The 17,148-nt window shown below is 44.0% G+C and carries 19 protein-coding genes; 10 read left to right on the forward strand and 9 right to left on the reverse strand.

Translation table 11 applies throughout. From position 1 onward, the window contains the following. Positions 1 to 110 precede the first annotated feature (110 nt). Entirely contained in the window at positions 111 to 662 is a 552-nt protein-coding gene (gene ampD / locus J4N37_RS13115) for a 1,6-anhydro-N-acetylmuramyl-L-alanine amidase AmpD (protein ID WP_045393860.1), read from the reverse strand. A 92-nt stretch (positions 663 to 754) separates the two neighbouring features. Here ampD and nadC point away from each other — a divergent pair, with 92 nt between their 5' ends. The 8 genes from nadC (at position 755) to yacG (ending at position 7,833) form a co-directional block, all read left to right on the forward strand. After that, complete coding sequence (gene nadC, locus J4N37_RS13120) at positions 755 to 1,642, forward strand: carboxylating nicotinate-nucleotide diphosphorylase (protein ID WP_045393857.1); 888 nt, start codon at positions 755 to 757, stop codon at positions 1,640 to 1,642. A 227-nt stretch (positions 1,643 to 1,869) separates the two neighbouring features. Continuing rightward, positions 1,870 to 2,328 (forward strand): pilin, encoded by a 459-nt coding sequence (locus J4N37_RS13125; protein ID WP_045393855.1) that lies wholly within the window; start codon positions 1,870 to 1,872, stop codon positions 2,326 to 2,328. Next, positions 2,328 to 4,013 carry a type IV-A pilus assembly ATPase PilB gene (pilB, locus tag J4N37_RS13130; RefSeq protein WP_010450185.1) on the forward strand — a complete coding sequence of 562 codons (1,686 nt, stop codon included), beginning with the start codon at positions 2,328 to 2,330 and terminating at the stop codon, positions 4,011 to 4,013. The genes J4N37_RS13125 and pilB overlap by 1 nt, the downstream gene beginning before the upstream one ends. A gap of 15 nt (positions 4,014 to 4,028) precedes the next feature. Next, positions 4,029 to 5,252, forward strand: coding sequence for a type II secretion system F family protein (locus J4N37_RS13135; protein ID WP_045393852.1), 1,224 nt, complete (start codon positions 4,029 to 4,031; stop codon positions 5,250 to 5,252). Between the two features lie 70 nt (positions 5,253 to 5,322). Then, the gene (locus J4N37_RS13140) at positions 5,323 to 6,192 is read left to right on the forward strand and encodes a prepilin peptidase (protein ID WP_045393848.1); all 870 of its coding nucleotides are present in this window, start codon (positions 5,323 to 5,325) and stop codon (positions 6,190 to 6,192) included. Beyond that, positions 6,193 to 6,807, forward strand: a complete 615-nt coding sequence (coaE, locus tag J4N37_RS13145) for a dephospho-CoA kinase (protein WP_038885728.1) — start codon at positions 6,193 to 6,195, stop codon at positions 6,805 to 6,807. A 28-nt stretch (positions 6,808 to 6,835) separates the two neighbouring features. Then, a complete protein-coding gene (zapD, locus tag J4N37_RS13150; protein ID WP_045393845.1) occupies positions 6,836 to 7,576 on the forward strand; it encodes a cell division protein ZapD in 741 nt (246 codons plus the stop codon). A gap of 62 nt (positions 7,577 to 7,638) precedes the next feature. Further along, positions 7,639 to 7,833 (forward strand): DNA gyrase inhibitor YacG, encoded by a 195-nt coding sequence (yacG, locus tag J4N37_RS13155; protein WP_503048089.1) that lies wholly within the window; start codon positions 7,639 to 7,641, stop codon positions 7,831 to 7,833. Between the two features lie 370 nt (positions 7,834 to 8,203). Here the strand turns inward: yacG and rplS are convergent, their stop codons facing one another. From rplS to ffh, 5 genes are all read right to left on the reverse strand, one after another. Next, a complete protein-coding gene (rplS, locus tag J4N37_RS13160) occupies positions 8,204 to 8,557 on the reverse strand; it encodes a 50S ribosomal protein L19 (protein WP_005379971.1) in 354 nt (117 codons plus the stop codon). Between the two features lie 41 nt (positions 8,558 to 8,598). After that, positions 8,599 to 9,342, reverse strand: coding sequence for a tRNA (guanosine(37)-N1)-methyltransferase TrmD (gene trmD, locus J4N37_RS13165; RefSeq protein WP_005425529.1), 744 nt, complete (start codon positions 9,340 to 9,342; stop codon positions 8,599 to 8,601). Between the two features lie 27 nt (positions 9,343 to 9,369). Then, on the reverse strand, positions 9,370 to 9,918 hold the full coding sequence (gene rimM / locus J4N37_RS13170) for a ribosome maturation factor RimM (protein ID WP_005534055.1): 549 nt from the start codon (positions 9,916 to 9,918) through the stop codon (positions 9,370 to 9,372). Between the two features lie 27 nt (positions 9,919 to 9,945). Next, positions 9,946 to 10,194 (reverse strand): 30S ribosomal protein S16, encoded by a 249-nt coding sequence (gene rpsP / locus J4N37_RS13175; protein WP_005438039.1) that lies wholly within the window; start codon positions 10,192 to 10,194, stop codon positions 9,946 to 9,948. A gap of 210 nt (positions 10,195 to 10,404) precedes the next feature. Then, complete coding sequence (ffh, locus tag J4N37_RS13180; RefSeq protein WP_005446242.1) at positions 10,405 to 11,787, reverse strand: signal recognition particle protein; 1,383 nt, start codon at positions 11,785 to 11,787, stop codon at positions 10,405 to 10,407. A 213-nt stretch (positions 11,788 to 12,000) separates the two neighbouring features. Here ffh and J4N37_RS13185 point away from each other — a divergent pair, with 213 nt between their 5' ends. Further along, entirely contained in the window at positions 12,001 to 12,795 is a 795-nt protein-coding gene (locus tag J4N37_RS13185; protein ID WP_005446240.1) for a cytochrome C assembly family protein, read from the forward strand. A 154-nt stretch (positions 12,796 to 12,949) separates the two neighbouring features. After that, a complete protein-coding gene (locus J4N37_RS13190; protein ID WP_005446238.1) occupies positions 12,950 to 14,224 on the forward strand; it encodes an HlyC/CorC family transporter in 1,275 nt (424 codons plus the stop codon). A 91-nt stretch (positions 14,225 to 14,315) separates the two neighbouring features. Here the strand turns inward: J4N37_RS13190 and luxS are convergent, their stop codons facing one another. From luxS to gshA, 3 genes are all read right to left on the reverse strand, one after another. Continuing rightward, on the reverse strand, positions 14,316 to 14,834 hold the full coding sequence (luxS, locus tag J4N37_RS13195) for an S-ribosylhomocysteine lyase (protein WP_005448429.1): 519 nt from the start codon (positions 14,832 to 14,834) through the stop codon (positions 14,316 to 14,318). 86 nt (positions 14,835 to 14,920) lie between these two features. Next, positions 14,921 to 15,484 (reverse strand): transglycosylase SLT domain-containing protein, encoded by a 564-nt coding sequence (locus tag J4N37_RS13200; RefSeq protein ID WP_005448430.1) that lies wholly within the window; start codon positions 15,482 to 15,484, stop codon positions 14,921 to 14,923. A 61-nt stretch (positions 15,485 to 15,545) separates the two neighbouring features. Beyond that, positions 15,546 to 17,114, reverse strand: a complete 1,569-nt coding sequence (gshA, locus tag J4N37_RS13205; RefSeq protein WP_252041147.1) for a glutamate--cysteine ligase — start codon at positions 17,112 to 17,114, stop codon at positions 15,546 to 15,548. Positions 17,115 to 17,148 lie beyond the last annotated feature (34 nt).

Consider the following 17,148-nt stretch of genomic DNA (forward strand, 5'->3'; position numbering starts at 1 on the left):
AAATGTAGTTAACTTTTAACAAGCATTCATATTTCTCGTATCAAAAAAAGGCATACTTGAGTGTATGCCTTATTTATTTCTGTTTTTTGAATTTACACTTTCGCTACAAGTTAGCGTTGTATTTGTTGCCTGAACTTGACCCAGTCAAAGCTTAGACCAGGATCGGCTTTTCTCAAGGGAGCGATATACTGATGCCCCGTGATTCGGGGTAAGGTGATTTTGGGGTAAGAATGCATGACCGCATGAGCCAAATCCGTAAGTGATTGATATTGCTCTTCTGTATAAGCCACAAACTCAGTGCCTTCTAACTCAATACCAATCGAATAGTCATTGCAACGTTCACGACCAGCAAAGCTAGATTGCCCGGCATGCCAAGCTCTATCTAAAAACGAAACAAACTGAACAATTTCGCCATTACGCTTTATTAAGCAATGTGCCGAAACACCCATTTTGTGAATTACTTCAAAAAATGGATGTGCTTTAGGATCGAGATTGCCAGTAAAAAAGTCCTCTATATATGAATCACCAAACTGCCCTGGCGGCAAACTGATGTTGTGAACCACCAGCAGAGAGATATCATCTTTATCTGAACGAGCATCAAAGAATGGCGATGGAACATGCTTTGCTTGCGTCAACCAACCATTCTCGATTTTTAGGCACATATCAACCTCTCTACTTTGCAAATTAACTGCTGAAATTATTGACACCGGAGAGTATCATTCGTTGCCATCTCCCTTTCAAGACAAGATTTGCGATGAAGAACACACACAACAGCCAAGAACGCCTAGAATACCTTAAGCAGCAGCTTCCATTAGAAATCACTCGTGCCGTAGCCGACACCCTAAAAGAAGACCTAGGTGGCACATTGGATGCAGACAAAGACATCACCGCATCGCTTATCCCAGCAGACGCTATTAACGCAGCAACCATCATTACTCGTGAACACGGTGTATTTTGTGGTCAAGCATGGGCAGATGAAGTATTTAAACAACTGGGTGGCAAAGTCGCGATCGAATGGCATGTAAAAGATGGCGACAAGGTTGAACCAAACCAAACACTTTGCACACTGACTGGTCCTGCTCGTGATTTGCTCACTGGCGAGCGCAACGCAATGAACTTTATTCAAACCCTTTCAGGTTGCGCGACTATTACCGCTGAGTACGCAGAGAAAATTGCTCACACTGAGTGCCGTCTATTAGATACTCGTAAAACCATTCCGGGCTTACGTAGTGCGCTAAAATACGCAGTAGCCTGTGGCGGTGGTTTCAACCACCGTATCGGTGTATTCGATGCCTACCTTATTAAAGAAAACCACATCATTGCATGTGGCGGGATCACTCAAGCGATTACCACAGCAAAATCGCTGAACCCAGGTAAACCAGTTGAAGTGGAAACGGAAAGCTTGGACGAGCTAAAAGAAGCGATTGAAGCAGGTGCAGATATCATCATGCTCGATAACTTCACTACAGATATGATGCGTGAAGCCGTCGCTATCAATGCAGGACGCGCTGCGTTAGAAAACTCTGGCAATGTGACTCTAGAAACCATCGCTGAATACGCAGAAACAGGCGTAGATTACATCTCGGTGGGCGCTTTAACTAAGCACCTAAAAGCGATGGATCTTTCGATGCGCTTCAAATAACGAACGTAAAATTCGTCACTAAAAAATGACTAATATGGAGAGGAGCTTAGGCTCCTCTTTTTATTTCGAAGCTCAAAATTCATCGCAAAAGCATGAAACGCATATGCAACAGCATGTTAAAGATACCTACCTGACTCGAAACCTTTTATTTGCTTAGTTTTCTTAGGCTTAATCTATTTTATGCTTCCGCCCCGTGCAAGATGCATCTGGAATTAAAGGAAACATAAATGAAAACAAACAAACGCAATAAGCAAAAAGGCTTTACGCTGATTGAATTAATGATCGTAGTAGCAATCATCGGCGTGCTTTCTGCCTTTGCCATCCCGGCATACTCAGACTACACACAGCGCACACGCGTGGCTGGCGCAGCTGCTGGTATTACTGGATTTAAAACTGCGGTAGCAATGTGTGCACAAGACTTGGGTCAGCTAGTAGGTTGTAACGCTGGCGCGAATGATATCCCAGCTACAATTGCTGCTGGTGATGACGGTGGTACGATTTCTTACGTTGATGCTGTAACGGTTGCAAATGGTGTCATTACTATGACAACAACAGGTGTTGATGGCGGTGGTACTAACCTAGCTTTAACCTTCACGCCTAATATTGGTAATGGCGTAGTTCAATGGGGCATTACTGGAACAGGCTGTACAACAGCAGGCCGTAGCATCGACTGTTCAGGTAACTAATGCTCACCAACCTCTGCTCTGTTCTTCGTCAGGCTGGTTTAATTGATACTCAGCAAGAAGATGCCGTCATTGAGCTAGTAAAAGCCTCTGGTATTTCGGTACCGGAGGCTTTGATCCATAACATGTATTTTACCTCAGATGAACTAGCGGTTCATTTGAGCTCTTTGTTTGGCTTAAACTATTGCTCATTATGCGAGTTTGACTTTGAACCACTTTGTAAAGAGTTGGGGTTAAGAGAGCTCATTACAAAATATAATGCTCTCCCTCTAAAAAAAGACTCCAATGCTCTTACGCTAGCAATTCCCGACCCCACAATGTGGCATGCGGAAGATGATTTTAGGTTCGCTACAGGATTGCAAGTGGAGCTAGTCCTTGCAGACTTCAAAGAGCTTCAAGCTTCTATACGTCGCTTATATGGCAGGTCAATTGAAAACTCTCACTCAAACTTAAAAGATATCAATCAAGACGAACTGGCTAACCTTGTAGATATTGGTGAAGACGAAATAGAAAACATCGAAGATTTAAGTGAGGATCAATCCCCAGTCAGCCGTTACATCAACCAAATTTTGCTCGACGCAGTCCGGAAAGGAGCTTCCGACATTCATTTTGAGCCATATGAAAACATCTTTCGTGTTCGGCTACGTTGTGATGGCATCTTAGTTGAAACTCAACAGCCCCCTAGCCATCTTAGCCGTAGACTCTCTGCACGCGTAAAAATTCTCTCTAAACTTGATATTGCAGAACGACGGTTACCACAAGATGGCCGAATTAAGCTCAAGTTAAATAGTGATGTCGCCATTGATATGCGCGTATCCACGCTCCCTACGTTATTTGGCGAAAAAATAGTATTACGCCTATTGGATAGCAGCTCCGCATCTTTAGATATTGATAAGCTCGGATACAGTACAGAGCAGAAAGCTTTATATTTGAATGCCTTAAAACGCCCTCAAGGTATGATTCTTATGACCGGCCCTACCGGTAGTGGAAAAACGGTGTCACTGTATACCGGGTTAAACATTCTAAACCAACCAGAAGTTAATATTTCTACAGCGGAAGATCCTGTTGAAATTAACTTATCTGGCATCAATCAAGTTCAAGTTCAACCAAAAATTGGTTTTACATTTGCAGAAGCACTGCGTTCATTTTTAAGGCAAGACCCTGATATTGTCATGGTTGGTGAAATACGAGATTTAGAAACTGCCGAAATAGCAATAAAAGCCTCCCAAACTGGCCACCTCGTTCTATCGACACTGCATACAAATTCCGCTGCCGAAACGGTTGTTCGCTTAAATAATATGGGCATTGCAAGCTTTAACCTAGCTTCCTCTCTAAGCCTTATTATTGCTCAACGTCTCGCGAGACGTTTATGCCAAAACTGCAAGCAGCCAGCGTCAATGACTCCTGCGCTATCCTCACTGGGTATATCTGACAAAGACCATGTTTTTGACGCCAACCCTGTAGGGTGTAGTGATTGTACAAATGGTTACAGTGGGCGCACAGGGATTTATGAAGTAATGCCATTCGATGATGCAATGTCAGAGGCGATCATCAAAGGGTATACATCTCTGGAGCTTGAACGATTAGCTGTAGAGCGAGGAATGAAAACACTAAAGGCTTCAGGGTTAGAAAAACTAAAACAAGGGATCACCAGTTTTAGCGAGCTTCAACGCGTACTTTACTTATAGTCAGGTTCTATCAACATGAAAGTATCAACACCCCAACTTAAGAACTTCCGCTGGAAAGGCATCAATAGCTCAGGAAAACAAACATCAGGCCATATACTCGCTCTGAATGAGGTCGAGGTTCGCGAAAGACTCGATGCTCAACACATCAAAGTTAAAAAACTGAAAAGAAGCAATGCTTCTGTCTTATCAAAATTAAGTAACAGAGTTAAAGCCAGAGACATCACGATTTTCACTCGCCAGATTACAACTATGCTGACAACCGGTGTTCCTATTGTCCAAGCGCTCAAGTTGGTGTCAGAAAATCACCGCAAAGCGGAAATGAAATCCATACTGTTGAACATTAGTAAAGCAGTAGAGGCAGGAACCCCCATGTCAAAAGCAATGAGAACTTCAAGCCAGCACTTCGACCCGCTGTATACAGATCTCATTGCCACTGGAGAACAATCCGGTAATTTAGATAAAGTTTTTGAACGCCTCGCTACCTACCGGGAAAAAAGCGAGCAGCTTCGAGCTAAAGTTATCAAGGCTCTGATTTATCCCGCCATGGTGATCTTAGTAGCGCTAATTGTATCTTTTGTCATGCTTACCAAAGTAATACCTGAGTTCCAAAAAATGTTTGCTGGCTTTGGCGCCAATTTACCTTGGTTTACCCAACAGATCCTAGCCCTATCAGATTGGGTTCAAAATTGGGGAGGGATTATGGTTTTAGGAATTGTGGGCGTTATTATTTCATGCAAGCTAATCAGCAATCGTTCTCCTTCTTTCCATCTATTTTTAGCGCGAACGAGCTTGAAAATCCCAGTCCTAGGACCAGTTTTTTCAAAAGCGGCAATAGCTAAATTTAGTAGAACACTAGCCACTAGTTTTAGTTCCGGCATTCCGATACTCACGAGTTTAAAAACCACCTCAAAAACCTCTGGCAACCTACACTATCAACTCGCAATTGAAGAGGTCTATCGTGATACTGCTGCAGGGATGCCAATGTACATTGCGATGAGAAACTGCAATGTATTTCCAGAGTTAGTATTGCAAATGGTTATGATTGGCGAAGAATCCGGAAGGCTTGACGATATGCTCAATAAAATAGCCAATATTTATGAGTTCGAAGTCGACAACACCGTAGATAACTTAAGCAAAATCTTAGAGCCTTTAATCATCTTATTTTTAGGGGTGGTTGTCGGCAGTATGGTTGCTGCAATGTACTTACCAATCTTTAACTTGATGAGCGTATTGGGATAGAATGATCCTTTAGCAATTAATCCCATCAAAACAGCACTTTGCTATTTGATTCATCGCGCAAGAGAAAGATATGGAAGTATTCCAGTACTACCCATGGCTATTCGTTGTATTTGCCACGATTTTTGGTTTGATCGTAGGCAGCTTCCTCAACGTTGTTATTTATCGACTACCCAAAATCATGGATCTAGAATGGCGACGCGAGTGCGCTGAGTCATTTCCTGAATACAAGATCGAGCCACCAAAAGAGACGTTAACGCTCAGTGTGCCGCGTTCATCTTGTCAGCAATGTGGTACACACATTCGCATCAGAGACAACATCCCTGTGATTAGTTGGCTATTACTCAGAGGTAAATGCCACAACTGCCAGTCTTCTATTAGTGCTCGCTACCCTCTTGTCGAACTGCTTACTGCGTTTTGTTCGGGTTTTATCGCCTTTCATTTCGGTTTTAGCTACTTCACTACGGCCCTTATTTTCTTTACCTTTGTACTGATAGCCGCCACATTCATCGACCTAGATACTATGTTGTTGCCGGATCAACTCACGCTGCCATTAATGTGGGCAGGTATTGCCCTTGCTCTCGTGGGTATAAGCCCTGTTAGCCTGCAAGACGCCGTTATTGGAGCTATGGCGGGTTACCTCTGCCTCTGGAGTGTCTACTGGGCATTCAAACTGCTAACTGGCAAAGAAGGTATGGGCTACGGTGATTTTAAACTACTTGCAGCATTAGGAGCTTGGTTAGGTTGGCAATCTTTGCCGATGATCATTTTGCTTTCATCAGTGGTAGGCGTCATCTTTGGTCTTATTCAATTGCGTTTGCAGAAGCAAGGCATCGAAAAAGCCTTTCCTTTTGGTCCTTACCTTGCAATCGCGGGTTGGGTAAGCCTAATTTGGGGCAATCAAATCCTTAACTGGTACTTTACGTCAATTCTAGGAGTGTAGATGGCTTTTGTTATTGGCCTAACGGGCGGTATTGCAAGTGGCAAAACCACCGTGGCAAACCTATTCAAGCAACAATTCAAGATTGACATTGTCGACGCCGATATCGTAGCTCGTGAAGTTGTGGAACCAAATACTCCTGGCCTCAACGCCATTATCGAGCACTTTGGTACTGATATTGTTCACGATGATCAAACTCTTGATAGAGCAAAGCTAAGAGAAAGAATTTTCTCTCATCCCGAGGAAAAAGCTTGGCTCAATGGCTTATTACATCCAATGATCAGTGAAAAGATGATCGAAGACCTAGAGCAAGTTACATCGGACTATGCGCTTTTGGTTGTTCCTTTACTAGTAGAGAATAAGTTGGATAGCTTATGTGATCGCGTCCTTGTTGTTGATGTAGAACCTCAAACTCAAATATCCAGAACAGTGAAACGAGATAACGTTAGCGAAGAGCAAGCAAAAGCGATCTTGGCTTCGCAAGCATCTCGAGAGCAACGACTCGCTCTAGCTGATGATGTGGTTAAGAATAACCCAAATGACCCTGAACTTTTGCTTCAAATCACAGATTTGCACGAAAAGTACCTAGCCATGTGTAAGAAAAATCTGCGAAAATAGGAAATGAAATTCGATAGGGCTTAAGTTGATGACCACGCACAAATTTGAACATCCTTTAAATGAGAAAACTCGCATCTATTTAAGAGTTGAGTCTTTGCTGCGTCAGGCTCACTTAGCCTCTGGTTTTACCGACAACCATCAATATCAACTTTTCTTTCGTTCGATATTCGATATGCTCGAGATCTTTGAGCAAATTCAATTGAAAAGTGAGCTGGCAAAAGATCTTGAGAAACAACGTCTCGCTTATCGAAATTGGTTAAATGTAGATGGCGTCGATCAAGAGGCGCTTAGTGCTCTTCTAAAAGAGATAGACACTATTCATGAACATCTCATGCGTGCTGAACGTTTTGGTCAATCCTTAAAAGAAGATCGTTTTTTAAGCTCAATCCGCCAGAGGTTTAATTTACCTGGTGGCTCATGCTGCTTTGATCTTCCAGCTCTGCATTATTGGTTACACCTCCCAATAGAACGAAAAAAGCATGATGCGAATCAATGGCAATCAAGTTTAAAGCCTTTATCTGATGCTCTATCTCTATGGTTGAAGCTCACTCGTGAAACTGGCCACTTCAAAGCACAGATAGCTCGTGCAGGCTTTTTCCAAAGTGACGCTGAAGATGCGAATATTCTACGTCTGCATATTCCTATGGAATACGGTGTCTATCCGATGATTTCAGGACACAAGAACCGCTTCGCGATTAAATTTATATCATTTGAAAGTGGTCAAGCTTGTACTCAAGACGTTGAGTTTGAACTCGCCGTTTGTAGCTAAGCGCAACTCACACTACTATTGCCATAACACCTTTGAACACCGAATAAATAGGACGAATGACGATGTCTAAAATTACAGTCGTTCCATGCCCACAATGTGGTGCCGACGTAGAGTGGGGAAAGAAAAGTCCTCACCGCCCTTTCTGTAGCAAACAGTGCCAAATGATTGATTTTGGTGAATGGGCTGACGAAGAAAATACCATTCCTGGCGCACCAGATATGTCGGACAGCGATGGTTGGTCTGAAGACCAGTACTAAAAAATTGAGAGGCTAGATACGAGAGCGCTACGCTTCGAGAATAATAGAGAGGGGTTGATGTGAGAGCATCGACCCTTTTTGTTTTTTAGCATATCGAAAAAGAGATTCTCGACAACGCTCCTTCGTCGCTTTCGGGAATGACACAGTTTGGGTTCATTTGTTTTTATTCGTCATCCTCAAGAGCGAGGGACGAGCGAGTTGGGGATCCCTTTTTTACTCTCTCTCGGAGGAAAAATGCCGCTCACTAACCGAAGCGCTCCACTATATCAGAGCAAGTATTCCTGACTCTCGAAGCACTACGCCCTTTTTCGCGCATAAAAAAACGGAGCCCATTTGGGCTCCGTTTACGATGAGAACGCTAGTTATAGCATTACTTCTTAGCAAGTTTCTCTTTGATACGAGCAGACTTACCAGAACGCTCACGTAGGTAGTACAACTTGGCACGACGTACTGCACCACGGCGTTTAACTTCGATGCTATCAACGATTGGAGAGTGTGTTTGGAACGTACGCTCAACACCTTCACCGTTAGAGATCTTACGTACAGTGAAAGCAGAGTGAAGACCACGGTTACGGATTGCGATTACAACGCCTTCGAAAGCCTGTAGACGCTCACGGTCACCTTCTTTAACTTTAACCTGAACTACAACAGTGTCACCTGGTGCAAATTTAGGTAGGTCTGATTTCATTTGCTCTTCTTCAAGAGCCTTGATGATGTTACTCATTTTTTAAATTCCTAGAATAAACTGATACTAAATAAATTAGGTTACTTTGCATTGTGTTCACTAATGAACTCAGCAAGTAATTGTTCCTGTTCGTCAGTCAGAGCTAGGTTTTCCAGGAGCTCTGGTCTTCTAAGCCAAGTTCGGCCCAGCGACTGTTTTAGTCGCCATTGACGAATGTCCTTGTGATTGCCTGACATCAGTACCGCTGGTACCTCTTTGTCATCCAATACTTCTGGACGCGTATAGTGAGGGCAATCTAACAAGCCATTTGCAAAAGAATCTTCTTCTGCTGACGCGAAATCCCCTAGCACCCCCGGAACAAACCGAGAGACAGAATCGATCAACGTCATGGCTGGTATCTCACCACCCGTCATCACAAAATCACCAATCGACCATTCTTCGTCGACTTCAGATTGAATGATGCGCTCATCTACCCCTTCGTAACGACCACAAATCAGAAGTAAATTCTCATTCGTTGCCAGTTCTTCGACTCCTTTCTGGTCGAGCTTGCGACCTTGAGGAGAAAGGTAAATGACTTTCGTCTTACCCGGTGAGGCTGCTTTCGCGGTATGAATGGCATCGCGCAAAGGCTGAACCATCATTAACATACCAGGACCACCACCGTAAGGTCGGTCATCGACAGTGCGATGTTTGTCGTGAGTGAAATCGCGAGGATTCCAAGTCTCAATCGACAAAAGACCTTTTTTAACCGCTTGACCTGTTACCCCAAAATCAGTAACAGAACGGAACATTTCAGGAAAAAGGCTAATAACGCCAACCCACATGTTTATCTCGCTCTGTAATTTTGGAGATTAGAATCCAGGATCCCAGTCAACTTCGATCCGTTGAGCTTCGCGATCAACTTTGATGATCACTTGCTCTTCAAGGAACGGAATTAATCGTTCCTTCTGCCCGAAAGCATCTTTTAGATTTGCTTTAACAACCAGAACATCGTTTGAGCCAGTTTCTAGAATGTCAGATACGACACCTAGATCGTAACCTTTAGTGGTTACTACTTGCATCCCAAACAATTCACGCCAGTAGAACTCATCTTCTGACAATTCAGGCAGTACCGCAGGGTCAATAGCAATTTCAAAGTTGGTCAGTAAATGCGCGTCTTCGCGAATATCCAGACCTTCCAGCTTAGCCACCATACCTTTGTTATGGCGCTTCCAGCTTTCTACTTTGTACTCAACCCACGTACCCTTTTGATTAATAAACCAAGGGCTGTAATCGAAAATGCTTTCAGCATTGTCTGTGTAGGAAAAAACCTTAAGCCAACCACGAATGCCGTAAGTAGCACCAAACTTGCCTACAACAATCTTTTCGTTGCTCATTGTTTCTTTACCTTTCATCGACATAAACTAGTTTCTACTTCTAAAGTAAAATTAAGCCGCTTTTTGAGCGTCTTTAACTAGCTTAGCAACGCGGTCAGATAGAGACGCGCCTTGGCCAACCCAGTGGTTAACGCGGTCTAGGTCTAGACGTAGACCTTCTTCTTGACCTTTTGCAGTTGGGTTAAAGAAACCAACTTTCTCGATGAAACGGCCAGTTGCAGCGTTGCGGCTGTCCGCTACTACGATTTGATAAAATGGACGCTTCTTAGCGCCGTGACGTGCCAAACGAATGGTTACCATGTCGTCCTCTTTGCTTTCTCAAAAATAAAATTAACCCCAATAATCATCCATAAAACTGAACAATCTGGGGTCTCGTGCCAAAATAAAGCTCCGGAATTTTACTCTTCTCCCGGAGCAATGCAAGGGATTTAGTTACTTTTTCACCAACATAAATTGAAATTCAAGTTTGTGATGTAGCTAACACCCTGAAACTAAAGTCTAGGCAATCGTTTAACGACCGAATGGATTGAAGCCACCGCCTCCACCCATACCGCCCATCATGCCTTGCATGTTACGCATCATGCCTTTCATGCCGCCCTTTTGCATCTTCTTCATCATCTTCTGCATCTGGGTGAACTGTTTCAGTAGACGGTTAACATCTTGAACCTGAACACCAGAACCCGCAGCGATACGCTTCTTGCGCGAACCTTTGATGATTTCAGGGCGTTGACGCTCTTTCATCGTCATTGAGCTGATGATCGCTTCCATTTGCTTGAACATCTTGTCATCAACTTTGTCTTTCACGTCAGATGGTAGCTGAGACATACCTGGTAGCTTGTCTAGCATGCCCATCATGCCACCCATGTTTTGCATCTGACCTAGCTGTTCACGGAAGTCTTCAAGGTCGAAGCCTTTCTTCTCTTTGAACTTCTTCGCTAGCTTCTCTGCTTTGTCTTGGTCAACATTGCGTTGTAGGTCTTCAATCAGTGACAGTACATCACCCATGCCTAGAATACGCGATGCAACACGATCAGGGTGGAATGGTTCTAGTGCGTCGGTTTTCTCACCCACACCGAGGAATTTGATTGGCTTACCCGTAATGTGACGAACTGATAGCGCCGCACCACCACGTGCATCACCATCCACTTTAGTCAGAATCACACCAGTTAGTGGTAGCGCATCACCGAATGCTTTTGCTGTGTTCGCCGCATCTTGACCTGTCATTGCATCAACAACGAACAGTGTTTCAACCGGGTTAATCGCTGAGTGAAGATCTTTAATCTCACCCATCATTTCTTCATCGATAGCCAAACGACCAGCGGTATCGACAATCAATACGTCGTAGAATTTCTTCTTTGCGTGGTCAATTGCTGCATTAGCAATATCAAGTGGCTTTTGATCTGGTGAAGATGGGAAGAAATCGACACCGATGTCTGATGCTAGGGTTTCTAGCTGCTTAATCGCTGCAGGACGGTAAACGTCGGCAGACACAACCAAAACTTTCTTCTTATCACGCTCTTTTAGAAGCTTAGATAGCTTACCTACCGATGTAGTTTTACCCGCACCTTGTAGACCCGCCATCAAAAGCACTGCTGGCGGCTGCGCTGCTAGGTTCAGTGCTTCATTAGATTCACCCATTACCGCTTCAAGCTCAGCTTGAACGATCTTGATGAACTCTTGACCCGGCGTTAGGGATTTAGAAACTTCTACGCCCACCGCTTTTTCTTTAACGCGGTTTACAAATTCACGTACAACAGGAAGCGCAACGTCCGCTTCCAATAGTGCCATGCGTACTTCACGTAGGGTTTCTTTAATGTTGTCTTCGGTCAGACGACCTTTGCCACTGATATTCTTCAGCGTTTTGGATAATCGATCCGTTAAATTCTCAAACATCTTTGTCTCTTCGCTAAAATGGCGATTAATTAGTGTGAGTATACCTTAGCCAACGTCACAGTCATACCCGAACACAGCTCTTATCCTTAACTTGAGGGCTAACTCGTTAATTTCAATATCTCATCTCTCGTGATTGATGAGGCATAGCCCATAGCCCCAAAGAGTAATGCAAGGTATAATTTTCACCATTGTGCACAATAACTCTTAAGATTCATGGATAGCTTAATTGCCATCGCAGCCGCCATTCTTTACGTTCTGGCAATTGCGACCATCATTCCCGGACTCTCTCAACAGTCAGGAATTAAAGCGAAAACCGTATTTGCCAGCGCGGCATGTGCGTTGGTTTTTCACGCTTGGATTCTGAGTGATCTGATTTTCGACGGTTCAGGGCAAAACCTCAGCATTCTTAATGTCGCCTCTCTTATCAGCTTTATTATCTCACTGGTGATGAGCGTTGCGATGCTGAAGAACCGCTTGTGGTTCCTTCTTCCTGTGGTTTATAGCTTTGCTGCCATCAATTTAACTGCTGCTACTTTCTTACCAAGCACTTTTATTAAGCATTTAGAGAACGACCCTAAGCTACTTATACACATTTCCTTTGCGCTCTTTTCCTACGCAACTTTAACTATCGGTGCCCTATACGCACTGCAACTTGCGTGGCTCGACCACAAACTAAAAGCCAAGAAGTCGTTAGCAATTAATCCGAATTTGCCACCTTTGATGATGGTAGAGCGTCAACTGTTCAAGATTATTTTGATTGGTAACTTGCTCCTAACGGGAACCTTGATTACTGGTTTTGTTTTTGTACAAGACATGTTTGCTCAAGGAAAAGCTCATAAAGGTATCCTTTCTTTCATCGCTTGGGTTGTGTACTCAATCCTACTTTGGGGGCATTACCAGAAAGGCTGGCGAGGCAAGAAAGTGACATGGTTCGCGGTAGCAGGGGCGACCTTGTTAACCTTAGCGTACTTCGGTAGTCGCTTTGTGAAAGAAATCATCTTAAGTTGATGTTCTCCATCTATAAAATGTAATTAATAAGGAGCCTAGGGCTCCTTATCCTTTATATTAAAGGGCAAATAAAATAGAGTAACCCTTATTGCATTGACTTAATGGTCAAGCTCGGTCATAAATTAACCAAACACATACAAGGAACAGCAGCGTTTTGGACGACATATCTACGGGTATCTTATTTGCGCTACTCGCGTGTCTTATCGTCATATCAGGTTACTTCTCCGGTTCAGAAACAGGGATGATGTCTTTGAACCGATACCGCTTAAAGCACTTAGCCAATAATGGGCATAAAGGGGCGAAGCGAGTCGAAAAACTACTAGACCGCCCAGATCGACTGATTGGTCTTATTCTTATCGGTAACAACCTCGTCAATATTCTCGCGTCTGCCATCGCGACCATTTTAGGTATGCGGTTATACGGAGACTTAGGGGTTGCGATTGCCACTGGCGCACTCACCATGGTTGTCCTTGTGTTTGCAGAAGTCACACCGAAGACCATCGCCTCGCTTTACCCAGAGCGCGTCTCTTACGCGAGCAGCATTCTCCTCACTATTCTAATGAAAATTCTGTCACCTCTGGTGAGGTTAGTTAACTTCATTACTAACGGTTTTATCCGTTTGATTGGTGTGAAAGCCGATCACACCACAGAAGATCATCTAAGCTCAGAAGAACTGCGCACTGTCGTTAATGAAGCAGGCGGTCTTATCCCTCGTCGTCACCAAGACATGCTGGTATCGATTCTGGATCTAGAACACGTCACCGTTAACGACATCATGGTGCCACGCAATGAGATCACAGGGATCGACATCAATGATGATTGGAAATCTATCGTCCGTCAGCTGACTCACTCTCCTCATGGTCGCATTGTGTTGTACCGTGATCAGATTGATGAAGTCGTTGGTATGCTGCGCCTACGTGAAGCATACCGATTAATGCTAGAGAAGAATGAATTCAACAAAGAAACACTACTGCGCGCTGCTGATGAGGTGTACTACATCCCAGAAGGTACGCCACTGAATGTGCAGATGTTGAAATTCCAGCGTAACAAGCAGCGTATCGGTTTGATTGTCGATGAGTATGGTGACATTAATGGTCTCGTCACTTTGGAAGATATCTTAGAAGAGATTGTTGGTGAATTTACGACTTCCATTGCACCAAGCTTGTCAGAAGAGATTACTCCTCAAGGTGACGGCAGCTTCCTAATTGAAGGTAGCGCCAACATTCGTGACATCAACAAAGGCTTGAAATGGAAACTACCAACCGATGGTCCACGCACTTTGAACGGTCTGATTCTAGAGCATTTAGAAGACATTCCTGAAAGCCACTTGAGTGTGCAAGTTGCCGGACATCCAATGGAAATTGTCGATATTGAAGAGAACCGCATCAAGCTGGTGAAGGTGTACCCAAAGCTCAAGAAGAGCAGTTAACCTCACCACTTTAAATATTCTAATCAACAAAAAATAGCCTGACACTGTCAGGCTATTTTTTTGTTTTCAGAGATCTAAACTCAACGCTAAGTTAGTCGATACGTAACTCTTTCAGCATAGATTCTGGCAGTGCCAAATCATCATTCTTATTGACTGCAACGCCCGCTTCTAGAATGTTTTTCGCGATTTGCTTTGCCTCATCTAAAGAGTGCATTGCAGCTGTACCACATTGGTATTCATTCAGCTCAGGGATCTTGTTTTGACTTTCTACTTTCAATACGTCTTCCATTGCTGCAACCCAAGCATCCGCCACTTGCTGCTCTGAAGGCGTACCAATCAAGCTCATGTAGAAACCGGTACGGCAACCCATTGGTGAGATATCGATGATCTCAACGCTATCACCGTTTAAGTGGTTGCGCATAAAGCCAGCGTACAAATGCTCTAAAGTGTGAATTCCCTTCTCAGAAAGGATGTCTTTGTTCGGTGCAGTAAAACGTAAGTCAAATACTGTGATGGTGTCTCCCTTTGGAGTTTGCATCGTTTTAGCCACACGAACTGCTGGCGCATGCATACGTGTGTGGTCTACGGTAAAACTGTCTAATAAAGGCATTACATCTCTCCTGATTGTAACCTCCAATACTTACACGTATTGGTCATTATTTCTGTTCATTTCCCCTCTGACTATTAGGGGGGAGACTAAAAGAACCAGCTGCTGTTGTCTTCTAATTCCTGACGACATTGCTTCAGCTGCCAGCCATAAGTCTTGGCGGTTTGCTCCACGCGTCTTGCAACTTTAACTAAGCTAGGTTTGCTTTTATAGGTCCCACGCTTATAGCCACCACGTCCTTCATGGTACGCAAGATACTGGTTGTAAGGGTCCCATAACGAAATGCCTAATTGACGACGAGTCTCATGGGTATACCAACCGACAAACATCATTGAATCGTCAAAATTGGTGCGTGAACCACCTTGTCCTGTCGCTTTTTGAAAATCTTCCCAAGCAGGGTCTTGAGCTTGAGCATAACCGTAAGCACTGCTGACACGTCCCCATGGAATAAAACCGAGAATGTAATCTTTTGGCGGTCGAGCATCATGACGAAAGCTACTTTCTTGCTTAATGATCGCCATGGCAACATTTATCGGTGTGCCCCACTCTTCTTCCATGTCTTTGGCATCTTCGTACCAACCGGATTTTTCTCGGAATATTTCACATAGGTTATCTTGTTGCTTTGGGGGCGCAGTTGCACAACCGGCTAACATCACGCTCCCAAGCACAGACACCACTAACGGCTTAATGTCCAATCCCTGCCCTTACTGCTGGTTATTGTTTTAAGTAAGCAAAGTAATCTTCTAGGAAATCATCGAACGATAGAGTATCGCTTTGCTCTGCTTGTTTTTGTTTCTCTACCGATGTTGCAACTTCCGTTTCCATTGCATCGGCTGAATATTGTTCATAGTTGTGTGCTAGGTTTTCTTCGCGGAATTTCATGCCAAGCGCACAACCCACTTTACCTAAACCACCATGCTCTTTTGTCAGCTCAAGCAACTGACCAGAAATGGTTAGCTCTGGCTCATCAATCCAAGACTCAAGTTTGTCACAAACTGCTTGGTACGCATTTCCACCAGCAACCGTGTCCATTTCAACCGCAATCTGACGAAGGTCAGCAAACACACGATGTGCCCAGTCTTGTAGAGACAGGCGCTCACCTTGGCAACCGATTTGTAGCATCAAACCTTTCTCACGACCAGACACAATGACCTTGTTCCAGTTGTCACGCCAGCATTCAAGCTCACAGTTGTCCATTGGGTCAGAATCTGAAAGTGCCGCCCAAGTAAGGAATAGATCAAGGAAGCGAACCTGCTCTTCACTCACACCAACGGCGCTGAACGGGTTCACGTCTAGCGAACGAACTTCAATGTACTCTACACCGCCACGTTTAAGCGCTTCAGAAGGTTTTTCACCGCTCTTAGTTACACGTTTAGGACGAATTGGGGCGTACAGTTCGTTTTCAATTTGCAAGATGTTCGAGTTAAGTTGACGATATTCTCCATCGACTTTTACACCAATCTCGGCGAACTGTTCCGATGGATGACGAATCGCATCATCTAAACCATCAAGATACTGTTCGATGGTGTTAAAGCCAATCTTAAGCACACTTTGAGCACTGTTGGTGTAACCGAGATCACTTAGACGCAGAGAGGTCGCTTTTGGTAGATAAAGCGTGCCGCCAATCTGCTCAAATGGCAGTTCGGTTTCACGCCCTTGAATAAATGAGCCACACAGCGCTGGAGATGCACCAAAGAAATACGGGATCATCCAACCAAAGCGGTAGTAGTTACGAATCAGCGCAAAGTACGCGTCTGATTTTGTCTCTTGGCGTGCTTCTTCATCTTGTTTGCCATACAAAGCATCCCAGAATGATTCAGGGAAAGAGAAGTTAAAATGCACACCGGAGATAATTTGCATCAAGCTACCGTAGCGGCGTTTTAGACCTTCACGGTAAAGCGTTTTCATTTTTGCTGAGTTTGATGAACCATATTGAGCTAGCTGAATATCATCTTCAGTGCCTACATAACATGGCATCGAAAGCGGCCACATTTTCTCTTCACCCATTTTGGTTTGAGTGAAGTGATGGATGTCTTTCAATTGTCCCATCAGTTCAGGAATGTCATGCGATACTGGAGTAATAAATTCCAGTAGAGATTCTGAAAAGTCGGTCGTGATCCATTTGTTTGTGAACGCTGAGCCCAAACCCTCTGGGTGAGGTGTTGTAGCTAAATGGCCATCCTGACGATAGCGCAAAGTTTCTCGCTCAACACCGCGTCCAAACTGCTTAAATACTTCTGGGTTTGATGCAACTTGTTTTAGTCGCGCAGCAAAATCAGTCAAAATGAGGTTCGCTTATATTGGGAGCAGGACACTC

The sequence above is a fragment of the Vibrio sp. SCSIO 43153 genome (assembly GCF_023716625.1).
Lineage (GTDB): Bacteria > Pseudomonadota > Gammaproteobacteria > Enterobacterales > Vibrionaceae > Vibrio > Vibrio rotiferianus.

What these genes read in the sequence shown, in the direction of transcription:
- ampD (WP_045393860.1), bottom strand. Translation starts at nt 662, where the DNA reads ATGTGCCTAAAAATCGAGAATGGTTGGTTGACGCAAGCAAAGCATGTT.
- nadC (WP_045393857.1), top strand. Translation starts at nt 755, where the DNA reads ATGAAGAACACACACAACAGCCAAGAACGCCTAGAATACCTTAAGCAG.
- J4N37_RS13125 (WP_045393855.1), top strand. Translation starts at nt 1,870, where the DNA reads ATGAAAACAAACAAACGCAATAAGCAAAAAGGCTTTACGCTGATTGAA.
- pilB (WP_010450185.1), top strand. Translation starts at nt 2,328, where the DNA reads ATGCTCACCAACCTCTGCTCTGTTCTTCGTCAGGCTGGTTTAATTGAT.
- J4N37_RS13135 (WP_045393852.1), top strand. Translation starts at nt 4,029, where the DNA reads ATGAAAGTATCAACACCCCAACTTAAGAACTTCCGCTGGAAAGGCATC.
- J4N37_RS13140 (WP_045393848.1), top strand. Translation starts at nt 5,323, where the DNA reads ATGGAAGTATTCCAGTACTACCCATGGCTATTCGTTGTATTTGCCACG.
- coaE (WP_038885728.1), top strand. Translation starts at nt 6,193, where the DNA reads ATGGCTTTTGTTATTGGCCTAACGGGCGGTATTGCAAGTGGCAAAACC.
- zapD (WP_045393845.1), top strand. Translation starts at nt 6,836, where the DNA reads ATGACCACGCACAAATTTGAACATCCTTTAAATGAGAAAACTCGCATC.
- yacG (WP_503048089.1), top strand. Translation starts at nt 7,639, where the DNA reads ATGTCTAAAATTACAGTCGTTCCATGCCCACAATGTGGTGCCGACGTA.
- rplS (WP_005379971.1), bottom strand. Translation starts at nt 8,557, where the DNA reads ATGAGTAACATCATCAAGGCTCTTGAAGAAGAGCAAATGAAATCAGAC.
- trmD (WP_005425529.1), bottom strand. Translation starts at nt 9,342, where the DNA reads ATGTGGGTTGGCGTTATTAGCCTTTTTCCTGAAATGTTCCGTTCTGTT.
- rimM (WP_005534055.1), bottom strand. Translation starts at nt 9,918, where the DNA reads ATGTCGATGAAAGGTAAAGAAACAATGAGCAACGAAAAGATTGTTGTA.
- rpsP (WP_005438039.1), bottom strand. Translation starts at nt 10,194, where the DNA reads ATGGTAACCATTCGTTTGGCACGTCACGGCGCTAAGAAGCGTCCATTT.
- ffh (WP_005446242.1), bottom strand. Translation starts at nt 11,787, where the DNA reads ATGTTTGAGAATTTAACGGATCGATTATCCAAAACGCTGAAGAATATC.
- J4N37_RS13185 (WP_005446240.1), top strand. Translation starts at nt 12,001, where the DNA reads ATGGATAGCTTAATTGCCATCGCAGCCGCCATTCTTTACGTTCTGGCA.
- luxS (WP_005448429.1), bottom strand. Translation starts at nt 14,834, where the DNA reads ATGCCTTTATTAGACAGTTTTACCGTAGACCACACACGTATGCATGCG.
- J4N37_RS13200 (WP_005448430.1), bottom strand. Translation starts at nt 15,484, where the DNA reads ATGTTAGCCGGTTGTGCAACTGCGCCCCCAAAGCAACAAGATAACCTA.